The sequence below is a fragment of the Rhizobium sp. AAP43 genome (assembly GCF_001296045.1).
GTDB lineage: Bacteria > Pseudomonadota > Alphaproteobacteria > Rhizobiales > Rhizobiaceae > Allorhizobium.
The window spans coordinates 173118-185266 of record NZ_LJHS01000009.1; the positions used below are offsets into that span (position 1 = coordinate 173118).

12 protein-coding genes are annotated in these 12149 nt (G+C 62.2%); 8 read left to right on the plus strand and 4 right to left on the minus strand.

All coding sequences use genetic code 11. From position 1 onward, the window contains the following. Positions 1–13 precede the first annotated feature (13 nt). The 6 genes from IP76_RS08410 (at position 14) to IP76_RS08435 (ending at position 7342) form a co-directional block, all read left to right on the plus strand. The gene (locus tag IP76_RS08410) at positions 14–934 is read left to right on the plus strand and encodes a DUF58 domain-containing protein (RefSeq protein WP_054157757.1); all 921 of its coding nucleotides are present in this window, start codon (positions 14–16) and stop codon (positions 932–934) included. Next, entirely contained in the window at positions 931–3738 is a 2808-nt protein-coding gene (locus tag IP76_RS08415; RefSeq protein WP_054157758.1) for a DUF4159 domain-containing protein, read from the plus strand. The genes IP76_RS08410 and IP76_RS08415 overlap by 4 nt, the downstream gene beginning before the upstream one ends. A 1-nt stretch (position 3739) precedes the next feature. Then, positions 3740–5809 (plus strand): hypothetical protein, encoded by a 2070-nt coding sequence (locus IP76_RS08420; RefSeq protein WP_054157804.1) that lies wholly within the window; start codon positions 3740–3742, stop codon positions 5807–5809. 416 nt (positions 5810–6225) lie between these two features. Next, a complete protein-coding gene (locus tag IP76_RS08425) occupies positions 6226–6549 on the plus strand; it encodes a type II toxin-antitoxin system RelE/ParE family toxin (protein ID WP_054157759.1) in 324 nt (107 codons plus the stop codon). Positions 6550–6561: 12 nt separating this feature from the next. Beyond that, positions 6562–6873, plus strand: a complete 312-nt coding sequence (locus IP76_RS08430) for a DNA-binding protein (protein ID WP_054157805.1) — start codon at positions 6562–6564, stop codon at positions 6871–6873. A gap of 46 nt (positions 6874–6919) precedes the next feature. Then, positions 6920–7342, plus strand: a complete 423-nt coding sequence (locus IP76_RS08435) for a GNAT family N-acetyltransferase (RefSeq protein WP_082352461.1) — start codon at positions 6920–6922, stop codon at positions 7340–7342. A 311-nt stretch (positions 7343–7653) separates the two neighbouring features. On the opposite strand, the gene IP76_RS08440 is transcribed toward IP76_RS08435, so the two are convergent. Beyond that, on the minus strand, positions 7654–7926 hold the full coding sequence (locus IP76_RS08440) for a DUF4242 domain-containing protein (protein ID WP_054157760.1): 273 nt from the start codon (positions 7924–7926) through the stop codon (positions 7654–7656). 31 nt (positions 7927–7957) lie between these two features. Next, positions 7958–8410 (minus strand): hypothetical protein, encoded by a 453-nt coding sequence (locus IP76_RS08445; RefSeq protein ID WP_082352465.1) that lies wholly within the window; start codon positions 8408–8410, stop codon positions 7958–7960. Between the two features lie 260 nt (positions 8411–8670). Here IP76_RS08445 and IP76_RS08450 point away from each other — a divergent pair, with 260 nt between their 5' ends. Further along, positions 8671–9804 (plus strand): helix-turn-helix transcriptional regulator, encoded by a 1134-nt coding sequence (locus IP76_RS08450; RefSeq protein ID WP_054157761.1) that lies wholly within the window; start codon positions 8671–8673, stop codon positions 9802–9804. A gap of 18 nt (positions 9805–9822) precedes the next feature. Here IP76_RS08450 and IP76_RS08455 read toward each other — a convergent pair whose 3' ends face one another. Beyond that, on the minus strand, positions 9823–10386 hold the full coding sequence (locus tag IP76_RS08455; RefSeq protein WP_054157762.1) for a GNAT family N-acetyltransferase: 564 nt from the start codon (positions 10384–10386) through the stop codon (positions 9823–9825). A gap of 250 nt (positions 10387–10636) precedes the next feature. Between IP76_RS08455 and IP76_RS08460 the strand changes: the two genes are divergently transcribed. Then, the gene (locus IP76_RS08460; RefSeq protein WP_054157763.1) at positions 10637–11620 is read left to right on the plus strand and encodes a glutathione S-transferase family protein; all 984 of its coding nucleotides are present in this window, start codon (positions 10637–10639) and stop codon (positions 11618–11620) included. Here IP76_RS08460 and IP76_RS08465 read toward each other — a convergent pair whose 3' ends face one another. Then, positions 11621–12118, minus strand: coding sequence for an NUDIX domain-containing protein (locus IP76_RS08465; RefSeq protein ID WP_054157764.1), 498 nt, complete (start codon positions 12116–12118; stop codon positions 11621–11623). Positions 12119–12149: the final 31 nt, after the last annotated feature.

The following is a 12149-nucleotide window of genomic DNA, read 5'->3' on the forward strand; positions in this document are numbered from 1 at the left end:
AGGACACGAGAGCGTGGCATCCATTGGCCAGATCGTCGAGCAGACACCCGGAAGCGAGGTGCTGTCACGCGCCCGCCAGCGCGCAGCGCTCGTGCCCGACTGCATGGTGGAGGCCAAACGCATCGCCAACACCGTGATCGCCGGCTGGCACGGCAGGCGCAAGCGTGGGATTGGCGAGAATTTCTGGCAGTTCCGCCCCTTTGCCGATGGCGAAAGCTATACCCGCATCGACTGGCGCCGCTCGGCCCGCGATGACCATATGTATATCCGCGACCGCGAGTGGGAAGCCGCACACACCGTCTGGCTCTGGGCCGACATGTCGCCCTCTATGATGTACAAGTCGACGCTGGCGACCGTTTCAAAGGAAAGCCGCGCACTCGTTCTGATGCTGGCTCTGGCCGAAATCCTCGCCCGGTCCGGCGAACGCATCGGCTGCCCGGGCATCATGGAGCCCATCTCCGCTCGCAACGCTGCCGAAAGACTGGCGGCCGCCATCATGCATGCGCCGGCCACGTCAGGTCTGCCGGATACCCGCATGATCCGCGGGGCGAGTGACATTGTTCTCATCGGCGACTTTCTCGACGAAGCCGGCAAGGTCATGGAGCGGATCACGCCCCTCGCCCGCCGGGGCCTGCGCGGCCATGTGGTCGAGATCGCCGATCCGGCCGAGGAAAGCTTCCCCTTCTCCGGCCGCACCGAATTCCAGGATCCGGAAACCGGCGAGAAACTCACCTCCGGCCGCGCCGAAACACTGCGAAGCGATTACCGCCAGGCCTATATCGCCCGCCGCGAAAGCATTGCCGACCAATTGCGCCGCATGGGCTGGAGCTTCACCCACCATTTGACCGACAGCCTCGCCTCGGAAGCACTGGTTGCAGTCCACATGCATCTGTCCGGCATGCCGGCCACGCATGGCAGGAGCAGCGCCCCATGAGCGGCTTTCCCCTGGCCTTCGGGGCACCTGTCATCCTCGCCGCGCTTGCCGCCCTGCCACTGATATGGTGGCTCTTGAAGCTCACGCCGCCACGGCCGAAATACGAGGTCTTCCCGCCTCTTCGCATTCTCGCAAGCGTGCTGAAGCGCGAGGAAACGCCGGCCAAGAGCCCGTGGTGGCTGACGCTTCTGCGCATGCTGATGGCAGCGCTGGTGATCTTCGCGCTCGCCGATCCCGTGCTCAATCCGCGCACGGCGACCCTGTCTGGCGAAGGTCCGCTGGTTCTCGTGATCGACAACAGCTGGGCAACCGTCGGCGACTGGGAGCGTCGCGTCGAAACAGCCACAACGCTGATTGGTGACGCAACGGATCGCGACCTGCCGGTCTCGATCCTGTTCACCGCCGATCAGACCCATGACGCGACGCCCGGAACGGCTGCCGCCGCCCTCGACAAACTGGGTGCCGCCGCCCCCCGCCCGCTGCGCCCCGATCGCAGCCGCACCCTTGAGACGTTGCGAGTGGCCCTAGCCGATGAAAAACCCGGTACGCTCGTCTACGTCTCCGATAGCATCGCCGTCGACGAGACCGACCCGTTCCTCAGCGATCTCGCCACCCTCTTGCCGGCAGAACTGCGCCTGATCGAGGACCGCAGTGCGACCAGCATTGCCATCACCGGGGCTACCAACGGCACAGATGCTTTGACAGTCTCCCTGTCCCGGCTCGATGCGACAGACGCCCAGGCCCTCATCGTCGATGCACAGGATCGCCAGGGCCGCATCATCGCCTCCGGCCAGGTCGATTTTCCGGCCGGCACCCGTGAGGCAAGCGGCGAGATTGCCGCCCCCTTCGAGCTGCGCAATGATTTTGCCCGCCTGTCGATCTCGGGCATCGGCTCTGCCGGCGCAACCTATCTGCTCGATGACGGCTTCCGCCGCCGCAAGGTGGCACTCGTGTCGGGCGATAGCGGCGACGGTTTCCAGCCGCTATTGTCACCGCTCTACTATATCGAGCGCGCGCTTGGTCCCTATGCCGATGTCGTCAAGCCCGGCCAGAGCGACCTTGCCGTCGCCATTCCTGAAATCCTGGCGCAAAACCCATCCGCTCTGGTGCTCGCCGATGTCGGGCGCCTGCCGGCCGACGTTTATGACCCCCTGCAAAAGTGGATCCAGCGGGGCGGCACCCTGATCCGCTTTGCCGGTCCGCGCCTCGCTGCCGCTCCCTCAGACGATCCGCTCGTCCCGGTCATCCTGCGCCAGGGCGAGCGCGCGCTCGGCGGCGCCCTCTCCTGGGCCGAGCCTCAGCCGCTTGCCGATTTCCCAGGCTTCGGCCCCTTTGCCGGCATGCCGCGCCCCGAAGGCATTCTCGTCAAGCGTCAGGTGTTGGCCGAGCCAACGCCGGATCTCGCCGCCCGCACCTGGGCAAGCCTTGCCGATGGCACCCCACTCGTCACCGTCGAGGACAATGCGGCCGGCCGCGTTGTCCTCTTCCATGTCAGCGCCGAGGCGACCTGGTCCGATCTGCCGATCTCCGGCACCTTTGTCGAAATGCTCCGCCGTATCGTGCAGCTCACCCGCGTTGGAGCCGCCGATGCCGAGAATGGCCAGTCGACCGCACCGTCCCTGCCGCCCTTCCGCCTTTTGACCGAACGCGGCGCGTTGACGACGGAAGCCGGAACGGCACGGCCGCTGCCGCTCGGACCGGACCAGCCGAAATCCGCAACCTTCGACAATCCGCCCGGCCTTTATGGCAACGAGGACGGCTTCACCGCGCTCAACCTCCTGCCATCGGATACAAAGCTGCGTCCCCTTTCCCCAGCGAATGGACTGACCTTGACCAGAGAGCCCATGGCCGGAACTGCCGCAACGCCGCTGAAACCGGGGCTGCTCAGCCTCGCCTTCGTGCTTCTGGTCGTCGACAGCCTTGTCGTGCTCTTCATCGGCGGCGCCTTTTCCCGTCTGCCGAAGCGCGCGGCAACGGCCTCGCTTCTGGCGCTGGCACTTGGCCTTTCGTCCCTGCCGCTCGACCGGACATTTGCCGCCGATGACAAGCCGGGCGACGAGGTGATCCTCGAGCGCTTGGAAAACACCCATCTGGCTTACGTCAAGACCGGCGAAGAGAATGTCGACCGCCTGTCCGAACAGGGCCTTATCGGCCTGACCGACTTCCTCACCTACCGCACGACGCTTGAACCCTCGGCACCAGTCGGCGTCGATATTGCGACCGACGAGCTCTCCTTCTATCCGATCATCTTCTGGCCGATCTCGGCCTCAGCCCCGATGCCGACACAGGCCGCGATCAGCCGGATCGACGCCTATATGCGCGCCGGTGGCACCGTGCTTTTCGATACGCGCGACCAGATTTCCAGCCTTGGCAATACCGGTGCCCCATCGCCGAACGGCGAGCGGCTGCAGGCGATCCTTGCCAATATCGACATTCCGCCGCTCGAACCCGTGCCCTCCGATCACGTTCTGACCCGCGCCTTTTACCTGCTGCAGGGCTTTCCCGGCCGTTATGAAGGAAGCCCCCTTTGGGTTGAGGCCCGCCAGGAAGCGCAGGCTAGCAATAGCGGCGTTGCCTCCACCGGCGATGGCGTGACGCCGATCATGATCACCGGCAACGATCTTCTCGGAGCCTGGGCCATCGACGAGAACGGCCGCAGCGTCATGCCGGTCGTGCCCGCCGATGAGATGCAGCGGGAAATGTCCTTCCGCTCCGGCGTCAACATCATGATGTATATGCTGACCGGCAACTACAAGGCGGACCAGGTCCATGTTCCCGCCCTCCTCGAACGGCTGGGGCAGTGAGATGACGATCGAATTTTCGCCCTTCATCCCCTGGGCCATCATCGCCGTGCTGGCCGTGCTTGCCATCGCCATCTCCGGCCTCGGTTTCCTGCGCGGCGTGCGCGGCACCGCGATCCGCCTAGGCGCCTCGTTTGCTGTGCTGGCAGCGCTCGCCAATCCGCTGCTGATGCAGGAAGAACGCGAACCGCTGACGACCATCGTCCCCGTCATCGTCGACCGCAGCCAGAGCCAGGAGATCGCCGGCCGCGCGACCCAGACGGATAAGGCCCTTGAAGGCCTGCGCGAACGCCTCGCCCGCTTCCCCAACCTCGAACCGCGCATTGTCGAAGTCGCCGATCCCGGCGATACCGATACGCCCTCCACCAAGCTTTTCGAGGCGCTTACGGCAGCGACCACCGACGTGCCGCCTGCCCGCATTGGCGGCGCGATCTTCGTCACCGATGGCCAGGTGCATGACCTTCCGGGCGAAGGCCAGAAGCTCGGCTTCGAGGCGCCGCTTCACGCGCTTGTCACCGGCAAGGCCGGAGAGTTCGACCGCCGCATCGAGATCATACGCGCCCCGCGCTTCGGGATTGTCGATGAGGAACAGGAACTCACCTTCCGCGTCTTCGACGATGGCACCGCCTCGAGCCAGCCGGCAGATGTCTCGGTCAAGATGAATGGCGAGGATCTTGGCACAGTGCCAGCCACCCCCGGCGCCGAAACGTCCTTTGCCTTCCGCGTGCCGCGCGGGGGCAATAACGTGCTGGAATTTTCCGTCGCCGGCACGCCGGGCGAAGTCACCGACGTCAACAATCGCGCCATCCACCTGATCGAGGGCATCCGCCAGAACCTGCGTGTGCTGCTCGTCTCCGGCGAGCCGCATGCCGGTGAGCGCGCCTGGCGCAACCTGCTGAAGTCCGATGCCTCGGTTGATCTTGTACACTTCACCATTCTGCGCCCGCCGGAGAAGCAGGACGGCACCCCGATCAACGAGCTGTCGCTGATCGCCTTCCCGACCCGCGAACTCTTTGTAGAAAAAATCAACGATTTCGACCTGATCATCTTCGACCGCTACCAGCATCGCGGCGTGTTGCCGATCCTCTATTACGACTACATCGCCGAATATGTGAAAAACGGCGGCGCGCTTCTGATCGCAGCCGGTCCCGAACATGCCGGGCAGGATTCCATCGCATTGACGCCGCTGGCCTCCGTTCTTCCGGCGACACCAACTGGCGAAGTGCATCAGGCCGGCTTCTTCCCGCGCCTCTCCGATCAGGGCAAGCGCCACCCGGTTACCCGTGGCTTGGATGGCTCTGCCGCCGAGCCGCCGCAATGGGGACGCTGGTTCCGCAGTGTCGAGGTGACGGGTGAAGCCGGCGAAACGGTGATGACGGCCGATGGCGACCGCCCGCTCTTGGTGCTGAACCGCGCCGACCAAGGCCGCGTTGCCATGCTGCTCTCCGATCAGGGCTGGCTCTGGGCCCGCGGCTTTGAAGGCGGCGGCCCGCATGTCTCGCTCTATCGCCGCATCGCCCATTGGCTGATGAAGGAACCGGAGCTGGAGGAAGAAGCGCTGAAGGCCCGCGCCGTCGGTCGCGCGCTTGAAGTGACCCGCCAGACCATCGGTGATGCCCCCGGCGAAGCAACGATCACTGCCCCCTCGGGCGAAACCCAGACTTTGGCCCTCTCGGAAATCCAACCCGGTCTCTATCGCGGCGAGCGCCGCATGACCGAAACAGGCCTCTTCACCGTCACCAATGGCAACTTCACCACCCTCGTGCATGTCGGTGCCGTCGACGCGCCGGAATTCCGCGCCATGGTCTCGACAACGGAGAGCCTAATGCCGATCTCCGCGAACTCAAAGGGCCTCACCGCCCGCCTCGACGACGGCAATAACGGCATCCGCCTGCCCGACATTCTGCCGGTGCGCGGCGAAGTCCGCGTCGCCGATGACCGCCGAATGCTGATCAGGTTGACAGACGAAACGGTTCTGAAGGGCGTCAACACGCTGCCGCTGTTTGCCGGCTTTGGTGGCCTGGGCATCCTGCTCCTGGCGGTTTCGGCCATGTGGTGGCGTGAGGGGCGGTAGGGTGCCATACAAATGAACCGGACCTCGTCCTGCAGTTGCAAGCAGGACAGACAGCGGTCATGTTTCAGCCTGATGCGGAGGCCGCGAATTGTTCAGAAAAATCCTAATGTCTTCAATGGTTGTTTTGGCCTGCTCGTCTTGCGGACAGGCCGTGACGTTTGTGTCCGACGACGGATCGGTTTGATACTGAGATCAATCAGTCGGTTTCTGTACCAATGTCCGAATGGCAGGGCGACCGCATACCAAATCCGGGAAATGGCAAGTTGCGAAGACGGGACTAAATCGACGCTCGTTTCAGCCGGTCTTCCCTTGCATGGTGTTGTATTTGCGGATTTTGACGGTCGCCGCTTCGTGCGGCAATTGGAGCCCTCAGAGAACTCTGGCGACTAAATTCGTCTTTAAACGAAGGCGCGATCATGCTAGATATAAGGCACTATATTGATCGTAATGGTCGAAATCCTCTTCTCGATTGGCTGCGCGACCTCCGTGATCCGATCGGCGAAGTCGCGATCGTCCGTCGACTGAACCGGTTGGAACAGGGCAACTTCGGGGATTTCAAGGCCCTGCAGAATGGCGTCTGCGAGCTGCGGATCGATACTGGACCGGGCTACCGCATCTACTATGCGAGGTCTGGAAAGACTGTAGTGTTGCTCTTGTGTGCAGGGACGAAACGGAGCCAGGACCACGACATCGAACGGGCCACCTCGTATTGGCTCGACTGGTCAAGCCGCCATAACTGAACAGGAATGCAGATGAAGGACCAGCCCCACGACGACGCGATGGCAAGCCTCTTCCGTGAAGACCCAGAATTGGCAGCAGCGACGCTGGACGCGATCCTTGCCGATGGCGACCAGGGAGAACTACTCGTTACATTGAGACAGATGGCGAAGGCCTTTGGGGGCGTCGCGGCTGTGGCAAAGTCCGCAGAACTCAACCCAACCCAGCTCTATCGAACCCTATCCGAAAAGGGCAATCCGGAACTGAAAAGCCTGAACGCCCTGCTCAAGAGCATGGGTCTACGGTTATCGGTTCGGCCCATCGAGCAGCAGGGTACAGAAGCCTGAGCCAACACCTCGACAAACCATCCACCCTCGCCTAGTCTTAGCCCTCATGACCCCGCCCCTCTCCCTCTTCGACACCGTCCCCGACGCTGCCCGTGACACGATCCTCGCCGGCCTCAAGGCCCATAACGAGACGTTGCTCGGCCCCACGGATCGCCGCGACATCTTCATTCCGCTCGTGGATGACGACGAGACTGTTGATGGCGGGCTCGTGGGCTATACAGGTCGGGGCTGGCTCTATGTCGAGATGCTGTTCGTGCCCGAGCGCTTGCGTGGGCAGCGTCTAGCAGGCCAGTTGCTGGCGACAGCGGAAGACGAAGCAAAAGCGCGCGGCTGTATCGGCGCCTATATCGACACCATCAACCCGGATGCCCGACGCGCGTATGAACGCGCCGGCTACACAACCTTTGGGCGGATCGAAAATTTCACAGCAGGTCTCGAAATCAGCTGGATGATCAAACGTTTCGACTAAATTGCTCAGGCGCTTAATGCGCTTTCGAGGCGGTTATTCGCTCAGAAGATCAGCTTGAAAAACAGGACAACGACGATCAGTCCGATCAGAAAAATTGCGCCGATCGTACCACCGATGAATTTCAACATGTCAGTCTCCTGTCTGTTTCAGCATGATGCTCGCCGTTTTAACGCGAGCTGTAGGACGTCACGAAACAGCAGAAGGGCTGGCCGAGCGATTGGTTCCATCATCCCGACAAACAGCGGTCAGCAGGCAAACGTTTCCTCCCGCAGCCATGGCCTCGTGTTCCATGGCCACGGGAGAAACATACATCAACGGCCGGTCTGCGGACCGATCAGCGTCTTGACCTCGGTGACGCGGTCCGCCGGGAAACCTCCCTCTTTCGCGTGCCGATAGACCACATCGGCGCTTTCCGCCTCGTGGACACAGTACATCTTGTCACCTGTGACATAGCTCGTGATCCAGTGATACGGCTCGCCAAGGGAGGCGACCACTGCGTTCGATTTGGCCGAAATCGCCTTCAGCGTTTCGGCGTCGAGGTCGCCGAGGCCCGGTATCGTGCGTTCAATGACAAATTGCGGCATTTCAGTCTCCTTGATGGAAGAGGTTCGATCGTCAGTGCGCGTTGTTGCAGCTGACACGCGGGTTCATGTCTGCGAACGTTCCCTTGGGATTATCCCGCCAGGCCCAGACATGCAGTTCGTAAAAGGCCGGCAAGCCGTACCGGTTTGGTGCATTGGTCAGACTGAACAGCTGACCGCCCAGCGCCGCAGGTCCCTTGGTGGTGATGTATTCCACCGCTACCAGATGCAGCTGGCCGCTATCGTCGGGCTCGTACATGACGGCCTCTGGCTTTGCGATATCGAGCGCCTCATCGGCGATCAGCTTTTCGTTCACGTAGTGGATGCCCATGGCTCCGCCATCGATGCCACTGGTACACGGAATAGGCGCATAGCCTTCCTTGACGGCTTGGGCGACACTGACGAAGCGGGCATTGGCCTGCCGCACCTCGCCCAGAAAGTCATTTTTGATGGCCGCCGCAAAAGACGGCACACCCGCCAGCAGCATTGCGACCGCCAGCAAGATTGTTCTCGGTATCATATTGAAATTGCCTCCAAACATTGCCTCAACACAGATCAAACCGGGCGTCGAACGCCGCGGTCCCGACCCGTGGTGGCGACTGTACGGATAGAGTTTCGCCCGCCATCTCCCGTGCGGGGGATGATTTGAAAATTACAACTCTGTGTTATCGTTCCGGTCATGGGCATCCTCACCCATGCCGCAAAACCTCGACTGATCCGGGCACCGAAGAAAACGGGAGAGGGCAGATGGAACGGGATTTATCCGATCTGATCGGCAGCATTTACGATTGCGTGGCGAGCGAGAGCCTCTGGACGCGGGCGCTGTCTCTGATCAACCGTCAGGCCAACGGCTTCCTGACCACGCTTGCGGTCTTCGACACCAACACCCGGGCCGCCCGCCTGGCCCAGGTGGCCTGCGACGATCCCGAAGCCATCAGGGCGCTGATCGAGCATGCCAGGGACGTGCCGTTTTTTCACCTCTTGCATCGCATGGCGATCGACGAACCCGACACGCTGGAACGCATGTTCAACCTCTATGGCCATGACGGTGAGGCCGTGTGGAAGAATGGCGCCCTCTATCGCAACTTCCATGCGCCCTACAAGATTTTGAACTCGATCGACATGGCCGTGCTGAAACGTCCGACCCGCGTCGGAACCATCAACATTTCCGTTCAATATGAACCGACGGACCGGCGCGTCTTCAATCTTGTGGCCCTTCTCGGCCCCCATATTCGCCGCGCCGTGACCATCAACGACATGCTGGAAATGGAGCGCACGGAAAACGCCGTGCTGCGCGATGTCATCGGCGCGCTCGATCAGGCCGTGGTCATCGTCGCCGACGACATGTCGATCCTGTTTGCCAATGCGGCGGCCGAGGACAGGTTGCGCGATCAGGCAGTCATCGAGCAACGCACCGGCAAGCTGATCGCCCGCCATCCCTATGCCCAGGCCGCCCTGGTGAAGACGGTCGGGCTCGGCGTCCGGGATGAAGTGGCACTCGGGGCTGCTGGCATCGATGTGCCGCTGGGGTCGAGCAGCAATCCGGCCGTCGCTCATGTCCTTCCCCTGCAGAACCGGATCAATCGCGAGCGCTTCGAAAGTCGCGCGGCAGCGGCCGTGTTCATCGCCGCAGCGGGCACCGTCGTGCAATCCGCCATCGATGCGATTGCGGCCCTGTTTGCGCTGACCGGGGCCGAGCGACGTGTGGTGGGTTATGTGGCGGACGGTTTATCGAGGGCAGAGATTTCGGAGGCGCAAGGCGTGTCCGACGGCACGGTCAAATCGCAACTCGCCGCCATTTTCGACAAGACGAACACCCATGATCAGCGCAGCCTCCAACACTTGGTACGTGAGATCACGCCGCCCGTTCGGCGGCGCTAAGCGCTGCGCGGTAAAGGCTCAAGCCGATGCATAGACCTTGACCGGTGCGTCGGCATCAATCTCAGCCAGGCTCTGAACCTGACAATCCCGCCAGGCGATCACGCCCTTCAACCTCTGATGCACATCCGCGCCAAGCGGGACGATCAGCACACGACCGGGATCGACGGGGCCTGGAAACTCCAGCGCCTTCCACGCGACTTTCTCGAAGCCGAGCGGCATGTAATACGGCGGGTCGCCAACCAGGATCACCCCGTCGGAACCTTTGCGGCGGGCCGCCTCGATCGCGATCCGCACCAGTTCGCGGCCGATACCCATGTTCTTGTGGCTGGGCCGGACCGCAAGCGGCCCGAGCAGATGTGCCTTCACATCACCCGCCATGACAGGCGTCATCCGCACCGAAGCGATTGTCTCGCCGCGATCGGCGCAGATGAACGAGAGCGAGCGATCATGCGGCCCCTGCTCGCGAATGCGGGCTGCTGCACGCGTATGCCGGCCAGGGCCGAAAGCTTCTTCGTTGATGAGTTCGATAATCGCGTCGTGCGACGCATCCTCAGTGAGGTAGACAAGCCCGGAGTTCAACATGGATGACCAAAACCAGCAGACAGACAGCAATAGGGTTCACGAAGACGCGTGTGTCGCGTCCATGAGCATCAGCGTCGTCGCAAGTTCCGTGGGTTGGTCATCAGGGCTTTCTTTCGTTTTCGGTGGGTTTCGATAGCAGCAAATTTTCCACCCGTCCAACGGAAAACGCAGTGTTCATCCGATCGCCCCTCGCATTCTGCGGGCAGCGCCGTATTTTCCACGACAAGCAAATATCAGGAAGGATATCACCGTGGGCAAGCTCGTAGACGGCGTCTGGCATGACGTCTGGTATGATACGAAAGCGACATCAGGGCATTTCAAGCGTGCCGATTCCAGTTTTCGCAACTGGCTGACGGCCGATGGCGCAGCCGGCCCATCGGGCAAGGCAGGCTTCAAGGCCGAGGCCGGGCGCTATCATCTCTATGTGTCCTATGCCTGCCCCTGGGCGCATCGCACCCTGATCTTCCGCGCCCTCAAGGGGCTCGAAGACCTGATCACGGTCTCCGTCGTCGATCCGCTGATGCTGGAAAATGGCTGGGAATTCCATGATCGCGATGGCGCAACCGCCGATCATCTCTTCGGCTCGGATTTCCTCTGGCAGGTTTATACCCGTGCAGATCCCGGCTTCAGCGGCCGTGTCACCGTGCCGGTTCTCTGGGACAAGCAGGAAGGCACCATTGTCTCGAACGAGTCCTCCGAGATCATCCGCATGTTCAACACGGCCTTCAACGGCCTGACCGGCTCGACCCTCGATTTTTATCCCGAAGCACTGCGTGCCGAGATCGACGCCGTCAATGCCCGCATCTACGACACGGTCAACAACGGGGTCTACAAGGCCGGCTTCGCCACGACCCAGGACGCTTACGAAAGTGCCGTCTATCCGCTGTTCGAAACGCTTGATTGGCTGGAAGAGCGGCTGACCAATCAGCGTTACCTCTTCGGCAACAGCCAAACGGAAGCCGACTGGCGCCTCTTCACCACGCTGCTGCGCTTCGACCCTGTTTATGTCGGCCACTTCAAGTGCAACATTCGCCGCATCGCCGATTACCCGGCCCTCTCGGCCTACCTGCGCGACCTCTATCAGGTGCCGGGCGTGGCGGAGACGGTGGAGATGCGCCACATCAAGCACCACTACTATCGCAGCCATGGCACGATCAATCCGACCGGCGTCGTGCCCGTTGGCCCGCAGCTTGATCTGAATGCCCCGCATGGCCGCGACGTGCTGAGCGCCTGATCAGGACCAGTATCCGGCCGGCGCGGCGAGCCCCGCAAGCTCCGCCAGCCTTTGCCGGGTTGCCGCCGTCGTGTCCGCCGGCAGATCACTGAGGCTGAAAAACCCAGCCTCGGCGATTTCCCGGTCCGGCGGACGGATAGCCGTCTGCTGCACGGCAACCCGGTAAAGCAGCACATGGTCCCGCCCGCTGATCGCATGGTTGAAATAGACCTGGAAGAGCAAGGGGGCCGCCGTCATCACCAGATTGCCCTCCTCGCGCAACTCCTTGGTGAGCGCATCAAGCGCCGTTTCGCCGCGCTCGACCCCACCACCCGGCAGATGCCAGCCCGGAACATAGGTATGCCGCACGAGGAAAACGCGACCCTCCGCATCAAAACAGGCGGCCCGGACGCCGAGTGTCATGCCACGGCTGAGGGCGAAATAGATATGCAGCAAACGGACAAGGAACCGTTTTGGCCATCCAAGCCTTGAACCAATGTCATCCTTGGCTGGTTTCATTTCCCTTGCCCCTCATTTCCTGCCCGTTTAA

Bases quoted from the DNA above. Each gene is read 5' to 3' on its own strand.
- IP76_RS08415 (WP_054157758.1), top strand. From the start codon at position 931: ATGAGCGGCTTTCCCCTGGCCTTCGGGGCACCTGTCATCCTCGCCGCG.
- IP76_RS08420 (WP_054157804.1), top strand. From the start codon at position 3,740: ATGACGATCGAATTTTCGCCCTTCATCCCCTGGGCCATCATCGCCGTG.
- IP76_RS08425 (WP_054157759.1), top strand. From the start codon at position 6,226: ATGCTAGATATAAGGCACTATATTGATCGTAATGGTCGAAATCCTCTT.
- IP76_RS08430 (WP_054157805.1), top strand. From the start codon at position 6,562: ATGAAGGACCAGCCCCACGACGACGCGATGGCAAGCCTCTTCCGTGAA.
- IP76_RS08435 (WP_082352461.1), top strand. From the start codon at position 6,920: ATGACCCCGCCCCTCTCCCTCTTCGACACCGTCCCCGACGCTGCCCGT.
- IP76_RS08440 (WP_054157760.1), bottom strand. From the start codon at position 7,926: ATGCCGCAATTTGTCATTGAACGCACGATACCGGGCCTCGGCGACCTC.
- IP76_RS08445 (WP_082352465.1), bottom strand. From the start codon at position 8,410: ATGCTGCTGGCGGGTGTGCCGTCTTTTGCGGCGGCCATCAAAAATGAC.
- IP76_RS08450 (WP_054157761.1), top strand. From the start codon at position 8,671: ATGGAACGGGATTTATCCGATCTGATCGGCAGCATTTACGATTGCGTG.
- IP76_RS08455 (WP_054157762.1), bottom strand. From the start codon at position 10,386: ATGTTGAACTCCGGGCTTGTCTACCTCACTGAGGATGCGTCGCACGAC.
- IP76_RS08465 (WP_054157764.1), bottom strand. From the start codon at position 12,118: ATGAAACCAGCCAAGGATGACATTGGTTCAAGGCTTGGATGGCCAAAA.